This window comes from Nocardioides panacisoli (assembly GCF_019448235.1).
GTDB classification, from domain to species: Bacteria; Actinomycetota; Actinomycetes; order Propionibacteriales; family Nocardioidaceae; genus Nocardioides; species Nocardioides panacisoli_A.
On record NZ_CP080409.1, the window covers coordinates 609,548 to 634,204 of the forward strand.

At 73.1% G+C, this 24,657-nt stretch carries 29 protein-coding genes; 18 read left to right on the forward strand and 11 right to left on the reverse strand.

All coding sequences use genetic code 11. The features are described from left to right. Positions 1-9 precede the first annotated feature (9 nt). On the reverse strand, positions 10-447 hold the full coding sequence (locus KUV85_RS03020; protein WP_219961741.1) for a hypothetical protein: 438 nt from the start codon (positions 445-447) through the stop codon (positions 10-12). Positions 448-468: 21 nt separating this feature from the next. After that, positions 469-1,236 carry an alpha/beta hydrolase gene (locus tag KUV85_RS03025; RefSeq protein WP_219961742.1) on the reverse strand — a complete coding sequence of 256 codons (768 nt, stop codon included), beginning with the start codon at positions 1,234-1,236 and terminating at the stop codon, positions 469-471. Positions 1,237-1,301: 65 nt separating this feature from the next. Between KUV85_RS03025 and KUV85_RS03030 the strand changes: the two genes are divergently transcribed. From KUV85_RS03030 to KUV85_RS03050, 5 genes are read left to right on the forward strand one after another with little or no spacing between them, the layout of a single operon-like run. Beyond that, a complete protein-coding gene (locus KUV85_RS03030; protein WP_219961743.1) occupies positions 1,302-2,045 on the forward strand; it encodes a lysophospholipid acyltransferase family protein in 744 nt (247 codons plus the stop codon). A 24-nt stretch (positions 2,046-2,069) separates the two neighbouring features. After that, entirely contained in the window at positions 2,070-3,197 is a 1,128-nt protein-coding gene (gene macS / locus KUV85_RS03035; RefSeq protein ID WP_219961744.1) for a MacS family sensor histidine kinase, read from the forward strand. After that, on the forward strand, positions 3,194-3,709 hold the full coding sequence (locus tag KUV85_RS03040; protein ID WP_219961745.1) for a flavin reductase family protein: 516 nt from the start codon (positions 3,194-3,196) through the stop codon (positions 3,707-3,709). Before macS ends, KUV85_RS03040 begins: the two co-directional genes overlap by 4 nt. 10 nt (positions 3,710-3,719) lie before the next feature. Then, complete coding sequence (locus tag KUV85_RS03045) at positions 3,720-4,364, forward strand: response regulator (RefSeq protein ID WP_219961746.1); 645 nt, start codon at positions 3,720-3,722, stop codon at positions 4,362-4,364. Continuing rightward, a complete protein-coding gene (locus KUV85_RS03050; RefSeq protein ID WP_219961747.1) occupies positions 4,357-5,250 on the forward strand; it encodes a hypothetical protein in 894 nt (297 codons plus the stop codon). The genes KUV85_RS03045 and KUV85_RS03050 overlap by 8 nt, the downstream gene beginning before the upstream one ends. A gap of 13 nt (positions 5,251-5,263) precedes the next feature. On the opposite strand, the gene KUV85_RS03055 is transcribed toward KUV85_RS03050, so the two are convergent. Then, positions 5,264-6,079, reverse strand: coding sequence for a DUF1028 domain-containing protein (locus tag KUV85_RS03055; RefSeq protein WP_219961748.1), 816 nt, complete (start codon positions 6,077-6,079; stop codon positions 5,264-5,266). A 68-nt stretch (positions 6,080-6,147) separates the two neighbouring features. On the opposite strand from KUV85_RS03055, the gene KUV85_RS03060 reads away from it, so the two are divergent. Next, entirely contained in the window at positions 6,148-7,176 is a 1,029-nt protein-coding gene (locus tag KUV85_RS03060; RefSeq protein WP_219961749.1) for a 6-phosphofructokinase, read from the forward strand. 21 nt (positions 7,177-7,197) lie between these two features. Here KUV85_RS03060 and soxR read toward each other — a convergent pair whose 3' ends face one another. Then, positions 7,198-7,671 (reverse strand): redox-sensitive transcriptional activator SoxR, encoded by a 474-nt coding sequence (soxR, locus tag KUV85_RS03065; RefSeq protein ID WP_219961750.1) that lies wholly within the window; start codon positions 7,669-7,671, stop codon positions 7,198-7,200. An 83-nt stretch (positions 7,672-7,754) separates the two neighbouring features. Between soxR and KUV85_RS03070 the strand changes: the two genes are divergently transcribed. The 4 genes from KUV85_RS03070 to KUV85_RS03085 all read left to right on the forward strand — a co-directional run bounded on the left by KUV85_RS03070 (position 7,755) and on the right by KUV85_RS03085 (position 11,913). Further along, entirely contained in the window at positions 7,755-8,462 is a 708-nt protein-coding gene (locus tag KUV85_RS03070) for an SDR family NAD(P)-dependent oxidoreductase (RefSeq protein ID WP_219961751.1), read from the forward strand. Further along, positions 8,459-9,511 carry an S-adenosylmethionine:tRNA ribosyltransferase-isomerase gene (locus tag KUV85_RS03075; protein ID WP_219961752.1) on the forward strand — a complete coding sequence of 351 codons (1,053 nt, stop codon included), beginning with the start codon at positions 8,459-8,461 and terminating at the stop codon, positions 9,509-9,511. Before KUV85_RS03070 ends, KUV85_RS03075 begins: the two co-directional genes overlap by 4 nt. Before the next feature lie 69 nt (positions 9,512-9,580). Next, positions 9,581-10,918: a class II 3-deoxy-7-phosphoheptulonate synthase gene (locus KUV85_RS03080; protein WP_237690189.1), complete on the forward strand. Its 1,338-nt coding sequence runs from the start codon at positions 9,581-9,583 to the stop codon at positions 10,916-10,918. Next, complete coding sequence (locus KUV85_RS03085; protein WP_219961753.1) at positions 10,915-11,913, forward strand: threonine aldolase family protein; 999 nt, start codon at positions 10,915-10,917, stop codon at positions 11,911-11,913. Before KUV85_RS03080 ends, KUV85_RS03085 begins: the two co-directional genes overlap by 4 nt. On the opposite strand, the gene aroF is transcribed toward KUV85_RS03085, so the two are convergent. From aroF to pknB, 4 genes are all read right to left on the reverse strand, one after another. Beyond that, positions 11,914-12,951 carry a 3-deoxy-7-phosphoheptulonate synthase gene (aroF, locus tag KUV85_RS03090; RefSeq protein WP_219961754.1) on the reverse strand — a complete coding sequence of 346 codons (1,038 nt, stop codon included), beginning with the start codon at positions 12,949-12,951 and terminating at the stop codon, positions 11,914-11,916. Positions 12,952-13,080: 129 nt separating this feature from the next. Continuing rightward, positions 13,081-13,941 carry a deoxyribonuclease IV gene (locus KUV85_RS03095; protein WP_219961755.1) on the reverse strand — a complete coding sequence of 287 codons (861 nt, stop codon included), beginning with the start codon at positions 13,939-13,941 and terminating at the stop codon, positions 13,081-13,083. Between the two features lie 54 nt (positions 13,942-13,995). Further along, positions 13,996-14,877, reverse strand: a complete 882-nt coding sequence (locus KUV85_RS03100; protein ID WP_219961756.1) for an oxygenase MpaB family protein — start codon at positions 14,875-14,877, stop codon at positions 13,996-13,998. Positions 14,878-15,075: 198 nt separating this feature from the next. Next, entirely contained in the window at positions 15,076-17,004 is a 1,929-nt protein-coding gene (pknB, locus tag KUV85_RS03105; RefSeq protein ID WP_219961757.1) for a Stk1 family PASTA domain-containing Ser/Thr kinase, read from the reverse strand. A gap of 161 nt (positions 17,005-17,165) precedes the next feature. Here pknB and KUV85_RS03110 point away from each other — a divergent pair, with 161 nt between their 5' ends. The 7 genes from KUV85_RS03110 (at position 17,166) to erpA (ending at position 21,711) form a co-directional block, all read left to right on the forward strand. After that, on the forward strand, positions 17,166-17,537 hold the full coding sequence (locus KUV85_RS03110) for an Rv2175c family DNA-binding protein (RefSeq protein ID WP_219961758.1): 372 nt from the start codon (positions 17,166-17,168) through the stop codon (positions 17,535-17,537). After that, complete coding sequence (locus KUV85_RS03115) at positions 17,537-18,094, forward strand: ribonuclease domain-containing protein (RefSeq protein WP_219961759.1); 558 nt, start codon at positions 17,537-17,539, stop codon at positions 18,092-18,094. The genes KUV85_RS03110 and KUV85_RS03115 overlap by 1 nt, the downstream gene beginning before the upstream one ends. Beyond that, positions 18,091-18,489 carry a barstar family protein gene (locus KUV85_RS17665; protein ID WP_219961760.1) on the forward strand — a complete coding sequence of 133 codons (399 nt, stop codon included), beginning with the start codon at positions 18,091-18,093 and terminating at the stop codon, positions 18,487-18,489. The genes KUV85_RS03115 and KUV85_RS17665 overlap by 4 nt, the downstream gene beginning before the upstream one ends. A gap of 50 nt (positions 18,490-18,539) precedes the next feature. Next, complete coding sequence (locus KUV85_RS03125; protein ID WP_219961761.1) at positions 18,540-19,625, forward strand: glycerate kinase; 1,086 nt, start codon at positions 18,540-18,542, stop codon at positions 19,623-19,625. Between the two features lie 54 nt (positions 19,626-19,679). Beyond that, positions 19,680-20,150 carry a DUF4334 domain-containing protein gene (locus tag KUV85_RS03130; protein WP_219961762.1) on the forward strand — a complete coding sequence of 157 codons (471 nt, stop codon included), beginning with the start codon at positions 19,680-19,682 and terminating at the stop codon, positions 20,148-20,150. Then, positions 20,147-21,244 carry an NAD(P)-dependent alcohol dehydrogenase gene (locus KUV85_RS03135; RefSeq protein WP_219961763.1) on the forward strand — a complete coding sequence of 366 codons (1,098 nt, stop codon included), beginning with the start codon at positions 20,147-20,149 and terminating at the stop codon, positions 21,242-21,244. The genes KUV85_RS03130 and KUV85_RS03135 overlap by 4 nt, the downstream gene beginning before the upstream one ends. Before the next feature lie 104 nt (positions 21,245-21,348). Beyond that, positions 21,349-21,711, forward strand: coding sequence for an iron-sulfur cluster insertion protein ErpA (erpA, locus tag KUV85_RS03140; protein ID WP_219961764.1), 363 nt, complete (start codon positions 21,349-21,351; stop codon positions 21,709-21,711). Between the two features lie 100 nt (positions 21,712-21,811). Here the strand turns inward: erpA and KUV85_RS03145 are convergent, their stop codons facing one another. Next, positions 21,812-22,075, reverse strand: a complete 264-nt coding sequence (locus tag KUV85_RS03145) for a hypothetical protein (protein ID WP_219961765.1) — start codon at positions 22,073-22,075, stop codon at positions 21,812-21,814. 63 nt (positions 22,076-22,138) lie between these two features. Between KUV85_RS03145 and KUV85_RS03150 the strand changes: the two genes are divergently transcribed. After that, the gene (locus KUV85_RS03150) at positions 22,139-23,128 is read left to right on the forward strand and encodes a carbohydrate kinase family protein (RefSeq protein ID WP_219961766.1); all 990 of its coding nucleotides are present in this window, start codon (positions 22,139-22,141) and stop codon (positions 23,126-23,128) included. On the opposite strand, the gene KUV85_RS03155 is transcribed toward KUV85_RS03150, so the two are convergent. Further along, a complete protein-coding gene (locus tag KUV85_RS03155) occupies positions 23,121-23,345 on the reverse strand; it encodes a sulfurtransferase TusA family protein (RefSeq protein WP_219961767.1) in 225 nt (74 codons plus the stop codon). The two genes, KUV85_RS03150 and KUV85_RS03155, sit on opposite strands and share 8 nt — an antisense overlap. Beyond that, the gene (locus tag KUV85_RS03160) at positions 23,342-24,475 is read right to left on the reverse strand and encodes a cysteine desulfurase family protein (protein ID WP_219961768.1); all 1,134 of its coding nucleotides are present in this window, start codon (positions 24,473-24,475) and stop codon (positions 23,342-23,344) included. Before KUV85_RS03160 ends, KUV85_RS03155 begins: the two co-directional genes overlap by 4 nt. Between the last annotated feature and the right edge of the window lie 182 nt (positions 24,476-24,657).

Sequence of the window (24,657 nt, forward strand, 5' to 3'; positions counted from 1 at the left end):
GCCGCCGCGTCAGACCTGGGCGCCGTCGTCCCAGGGGTCGCGCGGCTCGCGGTTCATCGTCGCCACGAGGTAGCCGAAGCCACCGATGATCGCGGCCACCAGGCCCAGCAGGACCCAGTCGGGCAGGTCGATGCCGGCGACGGCGAGCACCACCAGCACCGCGGGGGCGCCCAGGACGCCCCACCAGGCGGCGAGCCGGTCCGCGGGCGGGCGCGGTGCCGGTGCCGGGCGGGGCGGGACGAACTCCTCCTCGAAGGGGTCGGCCTCGGCGTCGACGTCAGGTGCGTCGGTGTCGGTCAGGGCCTCGGCATCGTGGCCGCCGGCCACCTGGCCGGTGGCGGTGTCGTCGTCTGCTCCGTCGGCAGCCGGCTCGTCCTCCAGCGTGGGGCGCTCGCCGTAGTTGTCGACGATCGCCTGCCAGGCGTCGTCCTCGTCGTTGCGCTGCACGGGACCAGCCTACGACCCGGGTCAGGACGTGACGCGCGTGATGAACTCGACGGACTTGTCGAAGATCAGGTCGGCGTCGTTGTCCAGCGTCGCCACGTGGTAGGAGTCCGGCAGCCGCACCCGCGTCACGTCGGTGGACGAGATCCCGTCGAGGATCACCGGCTCGGAGGCGTCGTCGACGACGTGGTCGACCGTCGAACGGAAGTAGATCAGCGGGGACGTGACGGCGGCCAGGTCGCGCTGCAGGTGCGGCCACGCCTGGACGAGTGAGTGCACCGCCTTCAGCGGCGTGCGGCCGTAGCCGTGCTCGTCGACGCCCTCGCGCTTGATGTCGTTGCCGATCGCGGGGAACCCGGCGATGAGGTGCTTGAGCACCGGAAGCGCCTTGAGGTCGAGGCGCTTGCTCGCGGCGGCCGGGTTGACCAGCATCACCCCCGCGACGTCGCCCGGGTGGTCGGCCGCGAGGCGCAGCACCAGCGTGCCGCCCATGGAGAGCCCGCCCAGGACGACCTGGTCGTGATCGGCCCGCATGCGGTCGAAGGTCGCTGCGACCTCGGCGTACCAGTCGCCGAACCGGTGCTCGTTGAGGTCGCGCCACGTGGTGCCGTGACCGGGCAGGCGGGGCACCTCCACGCCGTACCCCAGGGCGCCGAGGTGCTCGCCCCACGGTCGCATCGAGGCCGGCGAGCCGGTGAAGCCGTGGCTCAGCAGGACGCCGATGCGACGCCCACCGGTGAGTTCGGGGCGTGCGGTCACGGACAGCGGCGCGGCATGGGGGTCGATCTCCATGGGGCGATTCTGGCACCAGCCCGCACCGACGCCCCGGCAGCCCGCCGACATGCCCTAGGGTGGCGGTGACGGTCGTGGGAGGAAAGGGCGGTGTCTTGTTCTACTGGTTCCTGAAGTTCATTGCGCTCGGGCCGCTGCTTCGGGTGATCTTCCGGCCGAAGGCGACCGGGATCGACAACGTCCCCACCGAGGGCCCCGCGATCCTGGCCAGCAACCACCTCTCCTACGCCGACTGGCTCTTCATGCCGCTGTCGCTGCCGCGCCGGGTGACCTTCGTGGCCAAGTCGGAGTACTTCACCGAGCCGGGCCTGCGCGGCTGGTTCAAGAAGACCTTCTTCGGTGGCACCGGTCAGGTGCCGATCGACCGCTCCGGCGCGGACGCGGCGTCCGGTGCGCTCCTCTCGGCCAAGCGCGTGCTGGCCGACGGCGGCCTCTTCGGCATCTATCCGGAGGGGACGCGCAGCCATGACGGCCGGCTCTACCGCGGCAAGACCGGTGTCGCCCGCCTCGCACTGGAGACCGGGGTCCCCGTGATCCCGGTCGGGGTCGTCGGCACCGATGTCCTCGCCCCGCCGGGCAAGGTCTTCGGCCGCTGGACCCGCCCGCGCGTCCACTACGGCAAGCCGTTGGACTTCAGCCGCTACGCCGGCATGGAGAACGACCGCTACATCCTGCGTTCGATCACCGACGAGATCGTCTACGACATCATGGAGCTCAGCGGCCAGGAGTACGTCGACAAGTACGCCGCCGTGGCCAAGCAGGAGGCCAAGGAGGCCGGAGGCGGCGACGAGGGCAAGCTCGCCTCCTAGGCCGTGTCCCGGTCCATGGCCACGATGAGCGCGCCCGCCACCCGGCTTCGTGCCTCGCTGGCGGTCGAGGACCGCCTCTTCGCCGCGCTCGCGGTCGTCCGCGTGGTGGTGCTCGCCAATGCGGTCGGGCTCAACGCCTACCGCGCCAACTTCGAGCGGCCGGCGCTCGCCTGGTCCGTCCTCGCCGCGATGGCGGTCTGGACCGGACTGGTGATCTGGTGGTGTGCCCGCGCCGACCGGCGCAGCTGGCCCCTCCTGGCCGTCGACCTCGCCCTGGCGGTGGGGGCGCTCGCGATCACGCCGTTCGCGAAGGGTGAGTGGTTCGACGCCAGCATTCCCGGCTTCTGGGTCGTCGGAGCCCTCCTGGCGTGGGCGGCGCGCTACGGCTGGCATGGCGGCCTCGCCGCCGCCGTGCTGCTGGGCGCCACCGACCTGCTCGCCCGGGACGACATCAGCCAGGGCAACGTGGGCCAGGTCTTCCTGCTCCTGCTGGCCGGTCCGATGATCGGGTTCGTCAGCGAGTCGCTCAAGCAGCTCGCCGGTGAGCGCGACGTCGCCCAACGTGAGGCCGCGGCCGCCGAGGAGCGGGTCCGCCTCGGGCGCGTCGTCCACGACGGCGTGCTCCAGGTGCTGGCGCTGGTGCAGCGGCGGGGCACCGAGGTCGGTGGGGAGATGGCCGAGCTCGGGCGGTTGGCCGGAGAGCAGGAGACGGCCCTGCGCAACCTGATCCGCAGCCAGGACTCCGTCGCGCCCGACACCGACGACGGGTACGACGACCTGGCGGCCGCGCTGGGAGCGCTCGCTGCTCGGCCCGGCGTGGAGGTCGCCGTGCCGTCCGGGCCGGTCCGCGTGCCCGCCCGGACGGCTGCCGAGCTCGTCGGCGTCGTCGGCGCGTGCCTGGACAACGTCGCGCGCCACGTCGGCGAGGGTGCGCCCGCCTGGGTGTTGGTGGAGGACCTCCCGGACTGTGTGGCACTGTCGGTGCGCGACGAGGGTCCCGGCATCCCCGAGGGCCGTCTGAACGATGCCGCAGCCGAGGGCCGCCTGGGTGTGAGCGAGTCGATCCGGGGCCGCATCCGCGACCTCGGGGGCACCGCGCAGCTGAGCACCGGCGACTTCGGCACCGAGTGGGAGTTCGAGGTACCCAAGTGACCATCCACACCAGCCACCCCTTCGCCGACCCCGACCCGGACCCGGCCCGCCGGCTGCGCGGACGACTGGGCAACACCGTGACGCTGTGGACCACCGGCCAGGGACCGGGGCGTGCCGGGTTGACGATCAGCTCGACGATGATCGCGCTGGGCGAGACCCCACGGGTCCTGGCGCTGCTGGACCCCGACAGCGACTTCCGGGACGCCTTCGAGGACTCGGGCCGGGCCGTGGTCCAGTTGCTGCGTTGGGAGCACCGGCAGCTCGCCGAGGCCTTCGCCGGCACCGCTCCGGCCCCCGGCGGCGCGTTCCGGCAGGGCGAGTTCGTCGACACCGAGCACGGTCCGCGGCTGGTGGACGCGGACGCCTGGGCGGCGGTGTCGCTGGCCGACCAGCGCGAGGTCGGCTGGTCGGTCGAGGTGACCGCGACCCTGGACGACGTCGCCGTCGGCGACGAGGACGACGAGCCGCTGCTGCACCGTCGGGGCCGGTTCTTCACGCCGCCGATGGCCTAGGGTCCCTGCCATGGAGAGTGCGGTGCGCGTCATGGTGGTCGACGACCACCCGATGTGGCGCGACGCCGTCGAGCGTGACCTCACGGCGGCCGGATTCGAGGTCGTGGCCACCGCGGCGGACGGCGAGCAGGCCATCGCCCGGTTCGCCGCCGCCCGTCCGCAGGTCGTGGTGCTGGACCTGCAGATCCCGCCGCCGAACGGTGTGGAGGTCACGGCCACGGTGCTGGCGCGCGACCCCGCGGCGCGGGTCCTGGTGCTCTCGGCCAGCGGGGAGCAGGACGACGTGCTGCAGGCGGTCAAGGCCGGCGCGACCGGCTACCTGGTCAAGTCGGCCTCCAAGGGCGAGCTGCTCGACGCCGTACGCCGCGTCGCGGCCGGCGACTCGGTCTTCACCCCGGGGCTGGCGGGACTGGTGCTGGGGGAGTTCCGCCGGATGAACCAGCCCGAGACGCCGCCGGGGGAGCGCCTCACCGAGCGCGAGACCGAGGTGCTGAAGATGGTCGCCAAGGGCATGTCCTACAAGCAGATCGCCGAGCGTCTGGTGCTCTCGCACCGCACCGTGCAGAACCACGTCCAGAACACCCTGCGCAAGCTCCAGCTGCACAACCGCGTGGAGTTGACCCGCTACGCCATCGAGCAGGGCCTGGATGAGTGAGGAGCTGCTCGCGGTCGCCGACGAGCTCTACGGCCTGCCGTTGGGCGAGTTCACCGCGGCCCGCGACGAGCGGGCACGCGCGCACCGGGGCACCGACCTCGCGACGCGGATCAAGGGCCTGCGGAAGCCGACGACCGCGGCCTGGGTGGTCGACCTGCTCGTCCGGCGCGAGCCGGACCAGGTCGACCAGTTGCTCAACGTCGGCGCCGCGCTGCGGGAGGCACAGCAGGCGATGTCCAGCGGCGAGCTCCGCAACCTGACCAGGCAGCGGCGACAGGTCACGGCCGCCGTGGCACAGCAGGCCCGGCGCCACGCCGGCGACGAGGGGCTGCGGGTGACGCGAGCCGTGGCCGACCAGGTCGAGGCGACGCTGACCGCCGCGATGGTGGACGCGGAGTGTGGCCGCGCCGTGCGCAGCGGACTGTTGGTGGCACCGCTCGCCACCACCGGTGTCGAGCCGGTGGCCGAGGCGGAGGTGGCCGCCGCGGTCGCCCTGCCCGAGGCGCTGGGCTTCACCGCATCGTCGCGGGAGGCCGCCCCGGCGCCACGACCGGACCTGCACGTCGTCCCGGACCCCGACGCCGAGGAGAAGAAGCGCTCCCGGGCGCGGGAGCGGCTCGAGGACGCCACGGCGGCGCACGAGGAGGCGACCGCCGCCCACGCCGAGGCGGAGGCCGACGTGGAGCGCCTCAACGCCCGCGAGCTCCAGCTGCAGGCCGAGATCGACGAGCTGCGCCGCACCATCGCGGGCCTGGAGGACGAGCTGGAGGAGGTCGACGACGAGCTCGCCGACGCCCAGGAGGTCCGCGACGAGGCCTCCGCGGCACTGCGCACCGCGGACGCCGAACGCGACGCGGCCGCCGCAGCGGTGGACCGGCTCGGCTGACCGACGGCGCTGGCTAGGAGGCGCGGACGATCGCCAGGATGCGGCGATCGATCCAGCTGAGGTCGGGCGCGACCCGCATCTCGTAGTTCTCGGTGCCGACCCAGGTCGCGAAGTCGTCGTGTCCGGCCGCCGCGGCGAACCGCTGCAGCTCCTCGCGCAGGTCCGCATCGACGGGCACCTTCTCCTCCTCGGTGCTGGCGGTGAGATACAGCGCGTGGAGGTCGAGGAGCCGGGCCAGTTCCGGGATCGGTGCCGCATGGTCGTCGACGCGCAGGTCGACCGCCACGTCGTCGCGGCCGGCGTACCCGGCCGCGTCCCGCACCACGAACACGCCGGCCGACTGGCGGCCACGCTTGTCGCCACCGGCGGCGTCACCCGCGGCGAGTACCGCGACCAGTCGCTCGGCCAACGGGGCCTCCGGGTCACCGCCCAGCCAGGTGGCCTCCATGTCGGCCACCACGTCGGATCCGGCCAGGCAGTTGCCCTGGATGGCGTAGCCGTCCCCGGTCACCCCGCCCGCCCACGGGATGCACGCGACGCCGGTGTGCCCGGCAGCCCCGCCGGTGGCGTCGACGATGCCGGCCTGGCGGTGGTCGCGTCCCTCGTCGTCGTCCAGCAGCGACTGCAGCGCCACGTCGGCGGTGGCGCCCTCGTCGAGGTGCGCGAGGGCGAGGCCCTTCCAGGCCACGTTGGCGTCGGCCTGGGTGGCGACGGCACCGACCCCGGCGACGGCGGCGGGCACGACCGCACCGGCGCCGAGGAACTTCGACGCGACGGCGACGCCCCAGGACGCGCCATCGGCGGAGCGGGCCACGATGGAGAAGGTCATGCCGTGAGCCTAGGGGTACGCCGCACGACTAGGCTCGTGGCACGCGACGTCGACCCCGGGGAGGGCCCATGCGAGTCGGAGTGCTGACCGGAGGCGGTGACTGCCCCGGCCTCAACGCCGTGATCAGGGCCGTCGTCCGCAAGGGTGTCAACGAGCACGGGTTCGAGTTCGTCGGCTTCCGGGACGGCTGGCGCGGGCCGCTCGAGGGCACCACGATGCCGCTCGACGTGGAGACCTGCCGCGGCATCCTGCCCCGTGGTGGCACCATCCTCGGCTCCTCGCGCACCAACCCGTTCCGCCTCGACGACGGCGTCGAGCGCATCAAGGACAACCTGGCGGCGGCCGGTGTCGACGCCCTGATCGCGATCGGCGGGGAGGACACCCTGGGCGTGGCGACCAAGCTCGCCGATGCCGGCGTCGCGGTCGTGGGGGTGCCGAAGACCATCGACAACGACCTCTCCGGCACCGACTTCACCTTCGGCTTCGACACCGCGGTCAACATCGCGACCGAGGCCATCGACCGGCTCCACACCACCGCGGAGTCCCACCACCGGGCACTGGTGGTGGAGGTGATGGGACGGCACGCCGGCTGGATCGCACTGCACTCGGGCATCGCCGGCGGCGCCAGCATCGTGCTGGTGCCCGAGCAGCCCTTCGACATCGACCAGGTGTGTGCCCTGGTCGAGCAGCGGTTCGAGTCGCAGTTCGCCCCGATCCTGGTGGTCTCCGAGGGGGCGGTCCCCGCCGACGGGAGCGGCATGACACTGCAGTCGGGGGAGGAGGACGCCTTCGGTCACGTCCGGCTCGGCGGCATCGGCGACCGACTGGCCCACGAGATCGAGCAGCGCACCGGCAAGGAGGCGCGGGCAGTCGTCCTGGGCCACGTGCAGCGGGGCGGCACACCGTCGGCGTTCGACCGGTGGTTGGCGACCCGGTTCGGTCTCCAGGCGATCGACGCCGTCGCCGAGGGGGACCACGGCGTCATGGTGGCGCTGCGTGGCACCGACATCGTCCGTGTGCCCCTGATCGAGGGCACCGGTGAACTCAAGCTCGTGAGCCCGGAGGAGTACGCCGAGGCGCAGGTCTTCTTCGGCTGATCGTCGGCGTCCCCGCGGCCCTCACCCGAGTCCGTGGGGGCGGCGCAACGCGGCGGGGAGCCGGGTGGCGCCGGGGGCACGCTCGCTGGTCGCTGCGGTGTCCCCGGGGTTGGCGACGCCGCAGGTCCGCAGCGACAGGCAGCCGCAGCCGATGCAGGAGTCGAGGCCGTCGCGCAGCGCTCGCAGCGCGCTGATCTGCTCGTCGAGACGGGTGCGCCAGTGCTGGGAGATCCGGGTCCAGTCGGCCTTCGTGGGCGTGCGGTGGGAGGGGAGCCGGTCGAGCTCGTCGCGGATCTCGTCGAGGGTGAGGCCCACGTTCGCGGCCGCGCGGATGAAGGCGAGGCGACGCAGGACGCTGCGCTCGTAGCGGCGCCGTCCGCCGGGGGAGCGGCTCGCACTGATCAGTCCGCGCTCCTCGTAGAAGCGCAGTGCCGACGGGGCGAACCCGCTGCGTTCGCTGACCTGCGTCACGGTCAGCACGTCGTGCTTGTCCATGATTCCTCCCGATCGCACTTGAAATAAAGTTAACTTGAACTTCAAGACTGACATGCAACGAACCCTTCGACAAGGAGTACGACATGTCAGTAGCACTGGTGACCGGAGGATCGGCCGGACTCGGCCGTGCCCTCGTGAGCGCCCTGGCCGACCGCGGCTGGCGCGTGATCACCGACGCGCGGGACGCGGCACGGCTCGCCGAGGTCGACCACCCAGCGGTGCGCGCCGTCCCCGGTGACGTCGCCGATCCCGACCACCGGGGAGACCTTCTCGCCGCCGTCGCGGCGGAGGGCCGACTCGACCTCCTCGTGCACAACGCCAGCACCCTGGGACCGACGCCGCTGCCCGAGCTCGGCGCGGTCACCGAGGAGGACCTGGCCCGGGTCATCGCCACCAACGTGTGGGCACCGGTGGCGCTCACCCAGCGCCTTCTGCTCTGGCTGGAGGCGACGGGCGGCATCCTGGCCTCGATCTCCTCCGACGTCGCCGTCGAGCAGGAGCCGGGCTGGGGTGCCTACGGGCTCTCGAAGGCGGCCCTGGACCACGCGACGGCCCAGTTCGGCGCCGAGCATCCGGGCATCGCGGCGTACGCCGTGGACCCGGGCGACATGCGGACGGCGATGCACCAGGCGGCGTTCCCCGGCGAGGACATCTCCGACCGGCCGCTGCCCGAGAGCGTGGTGCCGCAGCTGCTGGCGCTGTTCGACCGGCGGCCGCCCAGCGGTCGTCACCGCGCCGCGGACTGGGCGGCCGCGGCTCCGGGCACTCCCGGAGAGGCGGTCGTGCGATGACGCTGCTCAACGAGACCCCCCGCGTGGTGTTCCCGTCGCCGCACCGGGCCACGGCCGCGCAACCGCCCGAGGCGCGTGGCGGCGCCCGCGACGACGTCCGCCTGCTCCTCGCCCGCCCCGACGGCATCACCGACACCGCGTTCGGCGAGCTCGCCGACCACCTCCGGCCCGGCGACGTGGTCGTGGTCAACGACAGCGCTACGGTGCTCGGCCAGCTGGACGCCGACCTCGCCGGCCGCGGTCCGGTGGTGCTGCACGTGGCGACGAGGCTGCCGGACGGCACCCGCGTCGTGGAGCTGCGTACGCCGCCCGGTGCCGACCGCGCCCTCCTCGATGCCGCCGTCGGGGACCGGGTCACCGCGGGGGCGGCGTCGGTGCAGCTGGTGGCGCCGTACCCGGCGACCTCCTCACCGACCGGGACCGGCAACCGGCTGTGGCGCGCGGCCGTCTCGGGGCCGCTGGACGAGGTGCTGTCCGCCCACGGGCGCCCGATCTCCTACGGCTATCTCGACCGGCGCTACCCGCTCGCGGCCTACCAGTCGGTCTTCGCCACCCGTCCGGGCAGCGCGGAGATGCCCTCCGCGGGACGCCCGTTCACGCCCGAGCTGGTCACCCGTCTGGTCTCGCGGGGAATCGCCGTCGCGCCGGTCACGCTGCACACCGGCGTGAGCTCGCAGGAGGCGGGCGAGGCGCCGCAGCCGGAGTGGTTCGCGGTGCCCGGGAGCACCGCGCGACTGGTCGAGGCCGCACGCGCCGGTGGCGGCCGCGTGGTGGCCGTCGGCACGACGGTGACGCGCGCGCTGGAGTCCGCCGTCGACGGTGACCGGCTCGGTGCGCACCACGGCTGGACCGAGCGGGTCGTGACGCCGGCCGACCCGCCCCGCGTCGTGTCGGGGCTGGTCACGGGCTGGCACGACCCCGGCGCCTCCCACCTGCTCCTGGTGGAGGCGGTGGCGGGCGCCGCACTCGCGCAGCGCGCCTACGACGCGGCGGTGGCGGGCGGCTACCGGTGGCACGAGTTCGGGGACAGTGCGCTGTTCCTGCCGTGAGTGCGGGCCGGCGTCTCGACGGGTCGTCCTCGAATCGGGACGTCGGCCGGTTCGCCGTACCCTTGAGGGGTGAGCAGTTTCCCCACCCTCGAGCAGTTGCACGCCATCGGCGCGAAGCAGCAGCCCACCTACGACGACCCCGCGGCGCTCGCGGGTGCCGTCGAGCGGCTGCGTGGCCTCCCGCCGCTGGTGTTTGCGGGGGAGTGCGACGACCTGCGCCAGAAGGTCGCGGCGGCCGGTCGCGGCGAGGCGTTCCTGCTGCAGGGCGGTGACTGCGCGGAGGTGTTCGCCGAGGCCACGGCGGACAACACCCGCAACAAGCTGCGCGTGCTGCTGCAGATGGCGGTCGTGCTGACCTACGCCGCCTCGGTGCCGGTGGTCAAGATCGGCCGGCTCGCCGGGCAGTACGCCAAGCCCCGTTCCAGCGACATGGAGACCCGCGACGGCGTCACGCTGCCGGCCTACCGGGGCGACGCCGTCAACGGCTTCGACTTCACCCCCGAGTCGCGGCGTCCCGACCCGCAGCGGCTGCTGGACGTCTACCACGCCTCGGCCTCCACCTTGAACCTCGTGCGGGCCTTCACCACCGGTGGCTACGCCGACCTGCGGCAGGTGCACGCGTGGAACTCCGAGTTCGTCCGCAACTCCCCGGTCGGCCAGCACTACGAGGCCGTCGCGGCCGAGATCGACCGCGCCCTCACCTTCATGAAGGCCATCGGCGCCGACCCCGACGAGTTCCACCGGGTCGACTTCTACTCCAGCCACGAGGCGCTGCTGCTGGAGTACGAGCACGCGATGACCCGCATCGACTCGCGCACCGAGCGCCCCTACAACGTCTCGGGCCACTTCGTGTGGATCGGTGAGCGCACCCGGCAGCTCGACGGCGCGCACGTGGAGTACTTCCGCCACATCCACAACCCGATCGGCTGCAAGCTCGGTCCCAACGCGACCGCCGACGACGCGCTCGCACTCGCGCGCACCCTCAACCCGGACAACGAGCCGGGACGGTTGACCTTCATCACCCGGTTCGGCCACGACCGCATCCGCGAGGGCCTGCCGCCGCTGGTGGAGAAGGTCACCGCGGAGGGCGCCAACGTCACCTGGATGAGCGACCCGATGCACGGCAACACCTTCGAGGCCTCCACCGGCTTCAAGACCCGTCGGTTCGAGGACGTCCTCGCCGAGGTGCAGGGCTTCTTCGACGTCCACCGCCAGCTCGGCACGGTGCCCGGCGGCATCCTGGTGGAGAACACCGGCGACGACGTCACCGAGGTGATCGGCGGCGGTGAGGAGCTCGACGAGCACGGGCTCGCGCACCGGTACGAGTCGGTCGTCGACCCGCGGCTCAACCGCGTGCAGAGCCTGGAGATGGCCTTCAAGGTCGCCGACATGCTCCGCCACGCATGATCGACCTCCGCTCCGACACCGTCACCCGCCCCACCGAGGACATGCGCGCCGCCATGGCGCGGGCCGAGGTCGGCGACGACGTCTACGGCGAGGACCCCACCGTGGCGGCGCTCGAGGAGCGGGTGGCCGCCTCCTTCGGGCACGAGGCCGCGTTGTTCACCCCCACCGGCTCGCTGGCCAACGTGCTCGCCGTCGCCTCGGTCGTCGGTCCCGGGCAGGAGGTGTTGTGTGAGGCGCGTGCCCACATCGCGCGCGCCGAGCTCGGCGCCCACGGTGCGGTCACCGGGCTGACCATGCGCACCTGGTCCGACCCGGGGGGCCAGGTCGACCTCGCTGCCCTCGAGGACCTCCACGCCCCGGACATGGGGCCGTTCTTCGTGCCGACCGCCGCGATCTCGGTGGAGAACACGCACAACTTCGCCGGCGGCACCGTGCTGCCGCTGGCTGACCTGCAGGCCCTGCGCGAGTTCGCCGACCGCCGCGGCACCGCGGTCCACCTGGACGGCGCCCGGATCTGGAACGCCCACGTCGCGACCGGCACCCCACTGGCGGCGTACGGCGCCACGGTGGACGTCCTCGCCGTGTGCCTGTCCAAGGGACTCGGCGCCCCGGTGGGCTCGCTGATGGTGGGCTCGCGCGACGCCGTGGCCGAGGCGCGCGTGCGACGCAAGCGGCTCGGCGGCGGCATGCGTCAGGTGGGGGTGCTCGCGGCGGCGGGGCTGCACGCGCTGGACCACCACGTGGAGCGGCTGGCCGAGGACCACGAGCACGCCCGCCTGCTCGCCGAGGCGTGCGGTGTCGACCCGACCACGGTCGCGACCAACATCGTCACCTTCGACCACGACGACGCCCCGGGGGTGGTCGCGGCGGCGAAGGAGCGCGGCGTACTGATCAGTGCCGTCGGCCCGCGCACGGTTCGCCTCGTCACGCACCTCGACGTCACGGCCGAAGACGCCCGGCGTGCGGCCGCCGAGCTCGCGACCGTCGTGGCCTGATCAGGCCGGAGCCGCCGGCGAGCGCCCCACCATGGGGGGCAGCTGGCGCACGGCCTGGGCGAGGGCGCGCAGGTCCGTGCCGTGCAGCGCCTGTGGGCCGTCGCACAGGGCGACCTCGGGGTCGGGGTGCACGTCGACGATGACGCCGTCCGACCCCACGCCGATCGCCGCACGGGAGAGCGGGACGACCAGGTCGCGACGGCCGGCCGCGTGCGACGGGTCGACGATGACCGGCAGGTGCGAGTCGGCCTGCACCACCGGTACGGCGGAGATGTCGAGGGTGTTGCGGGTCGCGGGCTCGTGGGTGCGGATGCCCCGCTCGCACAGGACGATCTCCAGGTTGCCGCGCTGGGCGACGTACTCCGCCGCCATCAGCCACTCCTCGATCGTGGCGGTCATGCCGCGCTTGAGCAGCACGGGCTTGTCGACCTCGCCGACGGCCTGGAGCAGGCCGAAGTTGCCCATGTTGCGGGTGCCGATCTGCAGCATGTCGGCGTACTCGCACACCATCGGTACGTCGCGGGCGTCGACGACCTCGGTCACGACCGGCAGGCCGACGTCCTCCCCGACGCGAGCGAGGATCTCCAGCCCCTCCACGCCCAGGCCCTGGAAGGCGTACGGCGAGGTGCGCGGCTTGAAGGCACCGCCGCGGATCATCGCCGCGCCGGCGGCCTTGGCCATCGTGGCGGCCTCCGAGGTCTGCTCGGCGCTCTCGACCGCACAGGGCCCGGCGATCAGCGTGAACGTCTCCGGACCGATCGACACCTGGGCGCCCGGCTTGCCCACGCGCACCACGGAGCGGTCGGGGTGGTGCTGGCGGCTGACGAGCTTGAACGGGTCGGAGATGCGGTGCACGCCGGCCACGCCGGCCATGGCCCGCAGGTTCAGGCCGTGGAAGCTGTCGACGTCGCCGATCAGCCCGATGATGGTCCGGTCCACGCCCTGGGAGACGAACGCCTGGCCGCCCACCGACTCGACGCGCTCGACCACGTGGGCCACGTCCTCGGCGGTGGCGTCCGGCGCCATCACCACGACCATCGTCGACTCACTCTCTGCGCCCGCAGCGGGCGCGGGCTGCGTGGGGTCGAGGCTAGGGGAGCCGCGGCCACGGCGGCACCGCAATTCAGGATCCGGACGCCCGAGACGCGCCGACCGGTGACGGTGGGCTCAGCCGCGGAGGCGCTTGAGCAGCCCGATGTCGGGGTTCCCCGGCTCCCGCGAACCGGGGGTCTCCAGCACGAAGGGGACCTCGGCCAGCGCCGGATGGGCGAGGAGCTCCTCGAACGCAGTCGTCCCGATGTGGCCCTGCCCGATCTGCTCGTGGCGGTCGCGCATCGACCCGCGCGGGTCCTTGGAGTCGTTCGCGTGGACGAGCCGGAGCCGTCCCGGTCCGCCGATCTCGAGGACGCGGTCCACCGTCGCGGTCGCACCGCCCGGCTCGTCCAGCGGAGCACCCGCGGCGAAGACGTGGCAGGTGTCGAGGCAGATCCCCGCCTTCGGGTGCTCGTCGAGTGCCGCGAGGTAGGCGGCCAGGTCCTCGACCCCGGCGCACAGCGAGCGCCCCTGGCCTGCGGTCGGCTCGAGCAGCAGCCACGGCGCGTGCTCGTCGAGTCCGTCGAGGACCGGGAGCAGCGCCTCGCGCACCTGCCGCAGCGCGGCCGCGTGCCGGTCCGCGCCACCGTCGGGGTCGACGTAGGAGCCGGTGTGCACCACCACGCCCTCGGCGCCGATCTCGACCGCGCGGCGCATGTTGTGCGCCACGACGTCGGCGGACCTCTCGTACGTCGTGGCCGTCGGCGAACCCAGGTTGACCAGGTAGGGCGTGTGGATGAAGGTCCGCAGGCCCTGCTCGGCGGTGAGGCGCCGGAACTCCTCGTCGACCCGGGGGTCGCCCTCGGTCAGTGCCCAGCCGCGGGGGTTGCCGACGAACACCTGGACGGTCTCGCAGCCGAGCTCGGTGGCGTCGGCCAGCGCCCCCTTGACCAGGCCCTTGCCGATGCGGACGTGGGTGCCGATCGGGGAACGCATGCCCGGGACCGTACCGGCGTCCGGCTTCCGGGCACGCAGGGCCCCTGGCTGCGGTCAGGCCGGCCGGGGCTCCTCCTGCACGGCCCGGGGACCGGGCCCCATCGCCCAGCGGATGCCGGAGGTGATCGCGATCCCGCTGGCCCGGACCGCCGTCGCCTCCGCGACGGGGACGTAGGGCAGCCGCAGCGGCCACCGCGCCCACCGCGGGAGCAACCCGACGCCGGCGCTGCACAGCAGGCCGTACGCCGGCCGGACCGCCAGCGGCACCGGAGGACGCAGCAGGATGAAGCGCGCCGTACGCCGCGCGGCCTCGGTCGAGGCGAGCTCGGGACGGAACTCCTCGATGGTCTCGTGCAGCTCCGCGACGGTGGTCGGCACCTGGGTGGCGCCGAGGGCGCGGGCGATCACCGCGGTCTGGGCCACGTAGTCGTCGCGCGCCTCCGCGTCGAGCGGGCGGGCGCCGTACGCGTCGTGGGCGCGGAGGAAGCTGTCGACCTCTGCGACGTGGACCCATCGCAGCAACCGCGGGTCGGCGGCCCGATAGGGGCGCCCGTCCGGAGCGACGCCGTCGATGCGGTCGTGGACGGAGCGCACCACCGCGATCGCCCGGTCGGCGTGCTCGGTCGTGCCGAAGGTGGTCTCGGCGAGGAAGCCGCTGGTGCGGGCCAACCGGCCCCAGGGGTCGCCGCGGTAGCCGGAGTGCTGGTCCACCGCGGCCATCGCCAACGGGTGCAGCGACTGCAGCAGCAGCGCACGGACCCCGCCGACGAACATCGCGGCGTCGGAGTGGACCTGCCAGATCGCGTCCTCGGGACCGAACCGCCGCGGCCCGGTGGTCCCGTGGATGCGCTCGCGACGACCCGCCCCTTCCTCGCCGGCGACCTTGGCGAAGATGGCCGCACCCACCCGCTCCCGGACCCCGTCCACCATGCTCATGGATCCATGGTGCCGGGAGACCGGTTGAATCGGCACTTTCTTCCGTTCAATCGTGACGTGTCGACGAGGTGCGTGACAGGAACTCACGATTGAACGGAAGAAAGTGCCGATTCAACGCTCGTCCCTCGCTCCCGGCACTCAGACGACGGTGCCAGTCGGTCGCTTCGCGCCGCGCCGCTCGTCCCTCGCTCCCGGCACTCAGACGACGGTGATCGTGACGGTGCTGCCCTTGCGCACCTCGCTGCCCGCGGAGGGGTCGATGCTGAACACGCGGGAGCCGTTGAAGTAGATCCGGGCCCGCTCGACCTTCACCTCCAGGCCGAGCGACTCCAGCTCCGAGACCACGGCGTCGGTGCTCTTGTTGAACACCGAGGGCAGCGTCACGAACGGCTGCCCCTTGGACACGACGAGCTTGACGACGTCGCCCTTGTAGAGGGTGCCGCTCTTGGGGGACTGGCCGATCACGTCGCCCTCGGCGACGGACTCGCTGAACCGCTCCTCGGCGACGGTGACCTCCAGCCCCTGGTCGGTCATGCGGTTCTGCGCCTTCTCGGCGCTCTGGCCGGTCCAGTCGGTGACCTTGATCGGCTTGCGGCCCTTGCTGACCACGAGCGTGATGCCGGTGTCGACCGGCAGGCCCTGCGCGCGTTCGGTGCCGAACTTGGGCTGGGTGCGGATCACCCGTCCCTCGGCGACCTGCTCGGAGAAGCGTTCCTTGGTCTGCGCGACCACCATCTTCACCTCGCGCAGCGCGCCGGTGGCCGACTCGACCGTCATGCCACTGACGTCGGGTACGTCGTAGCGCTCCGGCCCCAACGACAGCGTGAGCGTGACCGCGTCCTCGGGCAGGATGCGACCGCCCGCCGCGGGGTCGGCGGAGACCACCTCACCCTCCGGGGCCGTCTCGGAGTGGACCGGGTCGGCGTACTCGACGGCGAGGTCGGCCCCGGAGAGCTTCTCCTCCGCGGCCGCCTGGGTCAGGCCGACCACCGTCGGTGCCGAGACGTAGCGGGCCCACCCGAACCAGTAGCCGCCGCCCAGCAGCCCGGCCACGAGGGCCATGACCAGCAGGGCCAGCAGCGGGCGTCGGCGGCGCCGTTGTCGCCGCGGGGGACCCTCGTCGGGGCGGATGACGGACGTCTGCTCGGTCCGCGGCGGCGGGGGGACCGCGGCCACCTCGCGAGCCAGCGGGGCCAACGGCTCGGGCGTGGTGTCGGTGGGCCGGGCGGCCGGTGTCAGGTCGGCCACCAGCTCTGCGTCGCTGGTGTCGCCCGCGCGCAGCGCGAGGCCCACGCGGTGGACGTGGTGCAGCGCCACCGCGGCGTCGGAGGGTCGGAGGCCACGATCGCGGGCCGTCAGGCGCGCGGTGAGCGCATCGACGTAGTCCGGCACCTCCGGCACGGCATCGGAGGGAGGGGGTACGTCGTGGTGCACGTGGGCGTAGGCGACCTGGATGGGGCTGTCCCCGGTGTGGGGCTTCGCACCGGTGAGCAGCTCGTAGAGCATCACGCCGACGGCGTACACGTCGGCGCGGGCGTCGGCGCGTCCCTCGGAGACGACCTCGGGCGCCAGGTAGGACACCGTCCCGAGCAGCACGCCGCTGGTCGCGGTGTGCTGGGTGTCGGCGCTGACTGCCTTGGCCAGGCCGAAGTCGGCGACCTTGACCCGCCCGTCGTCGGCGATCAGCACGTTCTCGGGCTTCATGTCGCGGTGGACCAGGCCCGCACCGTGGGCCACCGCGAGGGCCTCCAGCACCGGTTCCAGGAGCGACAACGCCCGCTCGGGGCGCATCGGCGCCTCCTTGGCGATCACGTCGCGCAGGGTGTGGCCGGGCACCAGCTCCATCGCCAGGTAGACCGCGCCGTCGTCCTCGCCCTGGTCGTAGACCGCCACCACGTGGGGGTGCGACAGGCGTGCCGCTGCCCGGGCCTCGCGCACGAACCGGGCGGCGAAGTCCTCCTCACCATCGGTGGAGTCGCCCAGGCCGGCGTGCATGATCTTGAGCGCCACCGTGCGGTCCAGGCGCTCGTCGTGCGCCTCGTAGACCCCGGCCATCCCGCCGCGTGCGATCCGCCCGCCGACGCGGTAGCGGCCGTCGAGCAGGCGTCCGGTGTGGGGGTCGTCCATGGAGCCTCGTGCGGGGTCGCGAGGGCGCACACCTCTCATGTCGACCCTCCTGCGTGTCCGGTGGGGAAGCTTCCGGCAACCCTGCCATGGTACGGCGCGCCCGCTGGCGAGCGGCGCCAGCCACGCCGTGGGGCGCCCCGCGCGGGTGCGATGATGGACACGTGACTGAGCTACGACTGGCAGACCAGGACCTCGCTGCCCTGGTCGAGGACTGGCTGGACCGCGAGGCCGCGGCCGAGCTCCTCGGCGTGACCCCGGCCAAGGTGAAGACCATGGTGAAGGACCACGAGCTCGCGGCCGCGCGTCCCGGCGCGTCGGGCCCGCCGCAGGTGCCGGCCGCGTTCATCCGCGACGGCGAGCCGCTCAAGGGCCTCGGCGGGCTGCTGACGGTGCTGCACGACGGTGGCTACGACGACCGCGAGTGCATCGCGTGGATCTTCCTCGACGACAACCTCCCCGGCCGGCCCATCGACGCGCTGCTGGAGAACCGGGGCGCCGAGGCGAAGCGGCGCGCGCAGGCGATGGCCTTCTGATGCGAACCGACCAGGTCACGCGCCTGGTACGCCTCGCCGGTCGGGGCAGGGCGGGCCTGGTCACCGCGGTCGTGCTCGGCCTGCTGCTGGTCGGCGGTTGGTGGCTGCAGGACGGTGGTGCGGGCGTGGCGCCCGAGGCGCAGGACCGTACGACGCCGAGCGCCACCTCCGCACCGACGGAGGCGCCGTCGAGCGACCGATCGTCGACGGCACCCTCCGCGGCGCCGTCGACGGGCTCGACACCCACCCCAGCGACGGGCACGGACCCGGCGAGCGGGCTGCCCTACGTCGCGCTGGCCACGCTGCCGCCAGAGGCGGACGACACGCTCAGGCTCATCGACGCCGGGGGCCCCTTCCCGCACCCCGACCACGACGACGAGACCTTCCACAACTACGAGGGCATCCTCCCCGACGAGCCGGACGGCTACTACCGCGAGTACACCGTGGAGACGCCCGGCCTGGACCACCGCGGTGCCCGCCGCATCGTGACGGGCGGGGACGGCACGGCGTACTGGACATCCGACCACTACGACTCCTTCTCGGTGATCGTGCGATGAGTGGGCTGGCCGGCCTCCTCGCGGGCAGGGACGCACCGGCGGCCTACCGCTGGCGCGCGGCCCACGACGCGGCCGACGTACGCCGCACGGCCGAGACGGCGGGCTGGACCTTCGCCGCCGTCGACGGTTGGGTCCGCGGCACGCGGGCGGAGGTGCTGGCCGACCTGGGTGCGGCGTTGGGCTTCCCGGCGACGTACGGCGCCAACCTGGACGCATTGCACGACTGCCTGCGCGACCTCCCCGGGCCCGTCGTCGTGCTCTGGGACGGCTGGTCGACGCTGGCGCGGGCCGACGAGCGCGGCTTCGCCGCGATCCTGCACGTCCTGGGCCGCCACGACGTGGCGGTGCTGCTGCGCGGCGACGGTCCGGAGGTCGACCTCCCGCTGCTCGACTGAGGTGCCCACCGGGGCGTCGCGCAGCGCGCGGCCTGCCCCATGATGGGGGCATGCGGATCCTCGTCGCCCCCGACAAGTTCGCCGGCACGCTGAGCGCGGTGGAGGCCACCGACGCGATTGCCGCCGGGTGGCACCGGCACTCGCCCGGGGACGAGATCGACCGTGCCCCGATGTCCGACGGCGGACCGGGATTCACCGACGTGCTCCACGCAGCGCTCGGCGGCGAGCTCCTCGGACTCACCGTGACGGGCCCGTTCGGCGATCCCGTGCCGGCCACCGTGCTGCTCGAGCACGGCACGGCGTACGTCGAGAGCGCCCAGGCCTGTGGCGTGCACCTCACCGACGGTCGGCGCGGCGAGGAGGCCAGCACCGTCGGCGTGGGGGAGATGGTGCGGGAGGCCGTCGCGGCGGGCGCCCGCCGGGTCGTGGTCGGCCTCGGGGGCAGCGGCAGCAACGACGGTGGCGCCGGCCTGCTCGCGGCCCTGGGGGCCACCGCCGACGTGGCGCTCGACGCCGGTGGTGCCGCCCTCGCGGGGATCGGACCCGTGGAGCTGGGGCCCGCCCGCGAGGTCGTCGACGACGTGGAGCTGGTCATCGCCTCCGACGTGGACAGCACGCTGACCGGCCTCTTCGGCGCGACGCGGACCTTCGGACCGCAGAAGGGAATCGCCGAGGAACGGCTCCCGGCCCTCGACGGTGCGCTGGAGGACCTGGCCGCGGCGACCGACCGACGCCTGTCGCTGCGCGAGGGGGCGGGCGCAGCGGGCGGGCTGGGGTTCGCACTGCTGCTCCTCGGCGCCGACCGCCGGCCGGGCGTGGACCTGGTCGCCGAGGCGGTCGACCTCCCGGCCCGCGCGCGCAACGCAGACCTCGTGGTCACCGGTGAGGGGGCCTTCGACTTCTCCAGCCGCGCCGGGAAGGTGCCCTCCGGCGTCGCCGGGATCGCCGCCGACGCGATCCGGCCGTGCGTCGCACTGGCGGGCAAGGTGCTGGTCGGCTCCCGGGAGATGCGAGCGCTCGGCATGGACGCGGCGTACGCGATGGTGGACCTGGTGGGGGAGGAGCGCTCCTGGGCCGATCCGGCAGGGGCACTCGCCGACCTCACCGAGCGCGTGGCGCGCACCTGGTCACGGTAATCCCGACAGTTGGCACACTGCCAACAACGACGGAACCTGTTCTACATTGGGCCCATGCCTGACGTCCGCGCCCGTTTCGACGAACTCCGAGCCGCCGACCGCGTCGATCCCGCCGACCTCGACCACCTCTGGGCCGACCTGCGCCCCGTCGGCGTGGAGGAGGTGCTCGGCGCCTGGCGTGGCGGTGACTTCGCCACCGGCCACGTGATCAGCAGCGTCCTGGACAAGGTCCGCTGGCACGGCAAGCACTTCGACTCCCCGCTCGCGGCCCGGCCGCTGGTGTGCCGTGACGAGGAGGGGCGGCTCTACTCCAACACCGAGGCCGCCGGAGGAGGCGCGGCGTCGTTGTGGCCGGTCGGCTTCCGCGGCGAGACGACCGCCACCATGGTCTACGACCGACTCCCGGTCTTCGACCACTTCAAGGCCGTCGACGACGACACGCTCATGGGCATCATGAACGGCAAGCTCGCCGACGCCTTCGGCATCGACGACCTCTACCACTTCTGGCTCGAGCGGGACCGGTGAGGACGACCGCGGCGGTCCTGGAGGGCCCGGGCACGGACTTCGCGTTCGTCGAGGTCGACCTCGACGAACCCCGGGGACACGAGGTCCTGGTGCGGATCGTCGCCACGGGCCTGTGCCACACCGATCTCACCGTGCCCACCATGCTGCCCCCGGAGATGTTCCCCAAGGTGCTCGGGCACGAGGGGACGGGCGTCGTCGAGGCGGTCGGTCCGGAGGTGCGCGGCATCGAGGTCGGCGATCACGTCGTGCTCAGCTTCACCTCCTGCGGCGCCTGTGGTCCCTGTGGGGAGGGCGCGGTGGGCTACTGCGAGCAGTCGATGGTGCTCAACTACCTGGGCCTGCGACTGGACGGCTCCACCACGATGAGCCGAGACGGTGCACCGGTGTTCGGCTCCTTCTTCGGCCAGTCCAGCCTCGCACGGCACGCGCTGGCCGACGAACGCAACTGCGTCGTCGTCGATCGCGACCTCGACCTCGGCCTGCTCGCCCCCTTCGGGTGCGGCTTCCAGACCGGCGCCGGCACGGTGCTCAACATCATCGACCCGCAGCCCGGCGACAGCCTGGTCGTCTTCGGCGCCGGCGCGGTGGGCCTCGCCGCCGTCGCGGCGGCCGTCGGCGTCGGCACCGACACCGTCGTCGCCGTCGACCCACAGGCGTCCCGACGCGAGGTCGCCGCCGCGTACGGCGCCACCACGATCGACCCGACCGAGGAGGGCGCTGCTCCGGTCGAGGAACGGGTGCGGGACGCGACCGGTGGGGGCGCGGCGTACGCCATCGACACCACGGCGTTGCCGGGCGTGGTGCTCCAGGCCCAGCACGCGCTGCGGCCCCGCGGCGTGCTCATCGCGCTCGGCCTGGGGGCGGCGGAGTACACCATCGACGCGGTGGACCTGCTGCAGTCCGGGAAGGTGGTGCGCTCCTCCATCGAGGGCGAGGCCGATCCCCGGTCGATGATCCCCGAACTGGTCCGGATGCGTGCCGCGGGACGGTTCGACGTGGACCACCTGGTCACGACGTACCCGTTCGAGCGGATCGCGGACGCGATCGCCGACGTCGAGGCCGGCCGCGTCGTCAAGCCGGTCCTGACCTGGTAGGTGTGCGATCGGCCACGTTGCGGCGGCAGGGCCCGGGAATATCCCCGCATGTGCGACCATTGGAACCAGAGTCCTCAACCGCAACCGACAGGGGAGCGAAGCACATGACCGAGCAGGCTGAGACCGCGACCGAGCGTCGCGAGGACCAGATCAACCTGAGCCCGGTGGCGGCCGCGAAGGTCAAGAGCCTGTTGGAGCAGGAGGGTCGTGACGACCTGCAGCTGCGGATCTCGGTGCAGCCGGGTGGCTGCAGCGGCCTGCGCTACCAGCTCTTCTTCGACGAGCGGACCCTCGACGGCGACCAGAACTACGACTTCGACGGTGTCTCCGTCGTCGTGGACCGGATGAGCGTGCCCTACCTCAACGGCGCCATGATCGACTTCGTCGACACCATCGAGAAGCAGGGGTTCACCATCGACAACCCCAACGCGACGGGTTCCTGCGCCTGCGGCGACTCCTTCCACTGAGGTCGCGCCGCACCGCCGGCACACGACGAGGCCCCCGCATCCGGCACGGATGCGGGGGCCTCGTCGTGCGTGGGGCGGCGGCGGTGCGCCCGGCCCCCGATCAGTCGAGGTGGAGGTGGAGCGCGTTCGCCAGCCGCTGGGCGGCTTCCGAGACCGGGATGTCGGTCTTGGGGATCTCACGCGGGTAGTCGTCGAAGTGGATGCTCGGAGCCGGGCGGACCGCCTGCTCCGCCGCTTTCGCCAGCGCGTGCGGCACGACGGGAGAGCCCTCGGTGGAGGAGACCGAGAGGCCCAGGGCGCGGCCCACGGCCTGGCAGTCGGCGTGCTGGTCCGTCGGGGTGTCGATCTCGTCATAGGGGTTCATGGCCCCCAAAGTAGGGGCTACCGGTGGGTACCCCCAGCAGTACTGATGGGTAGTGTGCGTGGCATGGTTCACAGCTCCGGCCCCCTGCTCGTGGCGGGCTCCGTCGCGACCGACCATCTGATGACCTTCGGCGGCAAGTTCGCCGACTCCCTGGTGCCCGAGCAGTTGGACAAGCTCTCGGTCTCCTTCCTCGTGGAGGACCTCGAGGTACGCCGCGGGGGCGTGGGGGCCAACATCGCCTTCGGCCTGGCCCGGCTGGGCGAGCGGCCCATCCTCGTCGGCGCGGTCGGCGAGGACTTCGCCGACTACCGCTCGTGGCTGGAGCGCCACGGCGTGGACTGCAGCCACGTGCGGGTCTCGGAGTCGCTGCACACCGCCCGGTTCGTGTGCACCACCGACTCCGCGATGGCACAGTTCGCCAGCTTCTACCCGGGCGCGATGAGCGAGTCGCGACTGATGGAGCTCGCTCCCATCGTCGCGGAGGTCGGTGAGCCCAGCTACGTCCTCGTCGGCGCCGACGATCCCGACGGGATGCTGCGGCACACCGACGAGTGCCGGCAGCGCGGCTACCCGTTCATCGCCGACCCCAGCCAGCAGCTCGCGTTCAGTGGCGGGGAGCTGATCCGCGGACTCGTGGACGGTGCCGCGATCCTGTTCTCCAACGAGTACGAGTCCCACCTGATCACCGAGAAGACCGGGTGGAGCGCCGAGGAGGTCCTCGACCGCGTCGGCTACCAGGTCACGACCCTGGGCAAGGACGGCGTCCGGATCACCGAGAAGGGCCAGGAGCCGATCGAGCTGCCGGCGGCCTCCGGGGTCCGCGCCGTCGAGCCGACGGGTGTGGGCGATGCGTTCCGCGCCGGCTTCCTGGCCGCGGTGTCGTGGGGCCTGTCGCGGGAGCGCGCCGCGCAGACGGGCTGCGTCCTGGCCGCCTACGTCGTCGAGACCGTCGGCACCCAGGAGTACGACTACGACCCGGCCAAGTTCGTGCAGCGGCTCCGGGACTCCTACGGCGACGCGGCGGCGGAGGAGATCGGCTCCCACCTCAGCTGAGGCGGCGTACGACGTAGCGCGGGACGCCGTCGTCGGCGACCTCCTCGCCGACGTACTCCTGACCGCGCATGCGGCACCAGGCGGGTACGTCGTGGCGGGCCGCGGGGTCGCGCGCCACGACGGCCAACAGGTCGCCGACCGCCACGTCGGCGATCGCGCGTGCCAGTTCGATGATCGGCTGCGGACACGGCTGGTCACGGGAGTCGACCTCGATCACGGCGTGTCCCTCCGCAGCTCGGCGACGCTGTCCGCCAGGGCGGTGCAGAAGCGGACGACCTCGTCCTCGGTCGTGTCGCGCGCCAGCGACACCCGCACGTTGCCGTGGGTGAGGGCACCCATCGCCGCCAGGACGTGGCTCGGCTCAAGGGTGGACGCCGTGCAGGCCGACCCGCTCGCGACACAAAACCCGCGGCGGTCCAGGGCGGCGACGAGCTCGTCGCCGGGCACGTACAGGACGGAGAACGTCACCAGGTGGGGCAGGCGCCGCTCCGGGTCGCCGACGACCTCGGTGTCGGGGATGGCGGCGGCCGCGGCGCGGATGTGGTCCACGAGCGGCCATTGACGGGCCGCGACCTCGTCCCGTTCGGCGGTGACGGCCTGGAGCGCGGCCGCGGCGGCGAGTGCGCCCGGCACGTTGCCGAAGTCGCCGTCGAGGTCGTCGTCCCCGGGGAAGGGGTTCGTCCAGCGGGTCCGCCGCCGTACGGCGAGGATGCCGACGCCGGCCGGTCCGCCCCACTTGCGGGCGGACCCGGTCAGGGCGGACCACCGCTGCGGCGGAGCCACCCTCCCCAGCGAGGCGGCCGCGTCGACGAGCAGTGGCACCTCGTCGGGGAGGTCGAGGTCGTCGACCGGCTGGAGGGTGCCCACCTCCTGGTTGGCCGACTGCAGGGCGACGGCGGCGACGTCGGGGCCCGTGGCCGCGTCGGCCAGCGTCGACGTGTCGACGCGGCCGTGGCGGTCCACGCCGACGGTGACGTGGGCGGGGGAGGGACGCCACTGCGTCGCGTGCAGGACGGCGGAGTGCTCCACGGCGGAGTGCACGATCCCCGACCGTCGGCCGTGTGCCGCGACGAGCCCGAGGAGCCCGCGGTGCACCGCCTCGGTGCCGGAGCCGGTGAAGCCCACTTCGTCGGGCCGGCATCCCAGGCACTCGGCGACGACGGCCCGGGCGTTGTCGAGCAGGAGACGGGCGTCGCGGGCACGCTGGTGGAGCCGACGTGGGTCGGCGAAGCCGCGCTCCAGCGCAGCCGTGAGGGCCTCGCGGGCCGCCGGATGCAGCGGCTCCGCCGAGGCGGTGTCGAGGTAGCCGGGGTGCGCGACACCCCCGGGCGCCGGGGCGTTGGTCACGACGCGACCCTATCGGCGGACCCGACGCGCGTATCCGGCGGCGATTCCGATAGTCTTCGTGGTTGTCTGACCCATCGAGAGGAAGGCTCGTTCGTGGGCTTGAGGCTCCCTGAGCGTACGGGTGGAGCGACCCGTCGCCGACGCGTGATCGCGTTCGCAGGAATCGTCGTACTCACGCTCGG

What these genes read in the sequence shown, in the direction of transcription:
- KUV85_RS17665 (WP_219961760.1), top strand. Translation starts at nt 18,091, where the DNA reads ATGAGTGGGCTGGCCGGCCTCCTCGCGGGCAGGGACGCACCGGCGGCC.
- KUV85_RS03150 (WP_219961766.1), top strand. Translation starts at nt 22,139, where the DNA reads ATGGTTCACAGCTCCGGCCCCCTGCTCGTGGCGGGCTCCGTCGCGACC.
- KUV85_RS03085 (WP_219961753.1), top strand. Translation starts at nt 10,915, where the DNA reads ATGATCGACCTCCGCTCCGACACCGTCACCCGCCCCACCGAGGACATG.
- KUV85_RS03095 (WP_219961755.1), bottom strand. Translation starts at nt 13,941, where the DNA reads ATGCGTTCCCCGATCGGCACCCACGTCCGCATCGGCAAGGGCCTGGTC.
- KUV85_RS03075 (WP_219961752.1), top strand. Translation starts at nt 8,459, where the DNA reads ATGACGCTGCTCAACGAGACCCCCCGCGTGGTGTTCCCGTCGCCGCAC.
- KUV85_RS03060 (WP_219961749.1), top strand. Translation starts at nt 6,148, where the DNA reads ATGCGAGTCGGAGTGCTGACCGGAGGCGGTGACTGCCCCGGCCTCAAC.
- macS (WP_219961744.1), top strand. Translation starts at nt 2,070, where the DNA reads ATGAGCGCGCCCGCCACCCGGCTTCGTGCCTCGCTGGCGGTCGAGGAC.
- KUV85_RS03055 (WP_219961748.1), bottom strand. Translation starts at nt 6,079, where the DNA reads ATGACCTTCTCCATCGTGGCCCGCTCCGCCGATGGCGCGTCCTGGGGC.
- KUV85_RS03100 (WP_219961756.1), bottom strand. Translation starts at nt 14,877, where the DNA reads ATGAGCATGGTGGACGGGGTCCGGGAGCGGGTGGGTGCGGCCATCTTC.
- KUV85_RS03125 (WP_219961761.1), top strand. Translation starts at nt 18,540, where the DNA reads ATGCGGATCCTCGTCGCCCCCGACAAGTTCGCCGGCACGCTGAGCGCG.
- pknB (WP_219961757.1), bottom strand. Translation starts at nt 17,004, where the DNA reads ATGGACGACCCCCACACCGGACGCCTGCTCGACGGCCGCTACCGCGTC.
- KUV85_RS03070 (WP_219961751.1), top strand. Translation starts at nt 7,755, where the DNA reads ATGTCAGTAGCACTGGTGACCGGAGGATCGGCCGGACTCGGCCGTGCC.
- soxR (WP_219961750.1), bottom strand. Translation starts at nt 7,671, where the DNA reads ATGGACAAGCACGACGTGCTGACCGTGACGCAGGTCAGCGAACGCAGC.
- KUV85_RS03045 (WP_219961746.1), top strand. Translation starts at nt 3,720, where the DNA reads ATGGAGAGTGCGGTGCGCGTCATGGTGGTCGACGACCACCCGATGTGG.
- KUV85_RS03130 (WP_219961762.1), top strand. Translation starts at nt 19,680, where the DNA reads ATGCCTGACGTCCGCGCCCGTTTCGACGAACTCCGAGCCGCCGACCGC.
- KUV85_RS03115 (WP_219961759.1), top strand. Translation starts at nt 17,537, where the DNA reads ATGCGAACCGACCAGGTCACGCGCCTGGTACGCCTCGCCGGTCGGGGC.
- KUV85_RS03145 (WP_219961765.1), bottom strand. Translation starts at nt 22,075, where the DNA reads ATGAACCCCTATGACGAGATCGACACCCCGACGGACCAGCACGCCGAC.
- erpA (WP_219961764.1), top strand. Translation starts at nt 21,349, where the DNA reads ATGACCGAGCAGGCTGAGACCGCGACCGAGCGTCGCGAGGACCAGATC.
- aroF (WP_219961754.1), bottom strand. Translation starts at nt 12,951, where the DNA reads ATGGTCGTGGTGATGGCGCCGGACGCCACCGCCGAGGACGTGGCCCAC.
- KUV85_RS03050 (WP_219961747.1), top strand. Translation starts at nt 4,357, where the DNA reads ATGAGTGAGGAGCTGCTCGCGGTCGCCGACGAGCTCTACGGCCTGCCG.
- KUV85_RS03025 (WP_219961742.1), bottom strand. Translation starts at nt 1,236, where the DNA reads ATGGAGATCGACCCCCATGCCGCGCCGCTGTCCGTGACCGCACGCCCC.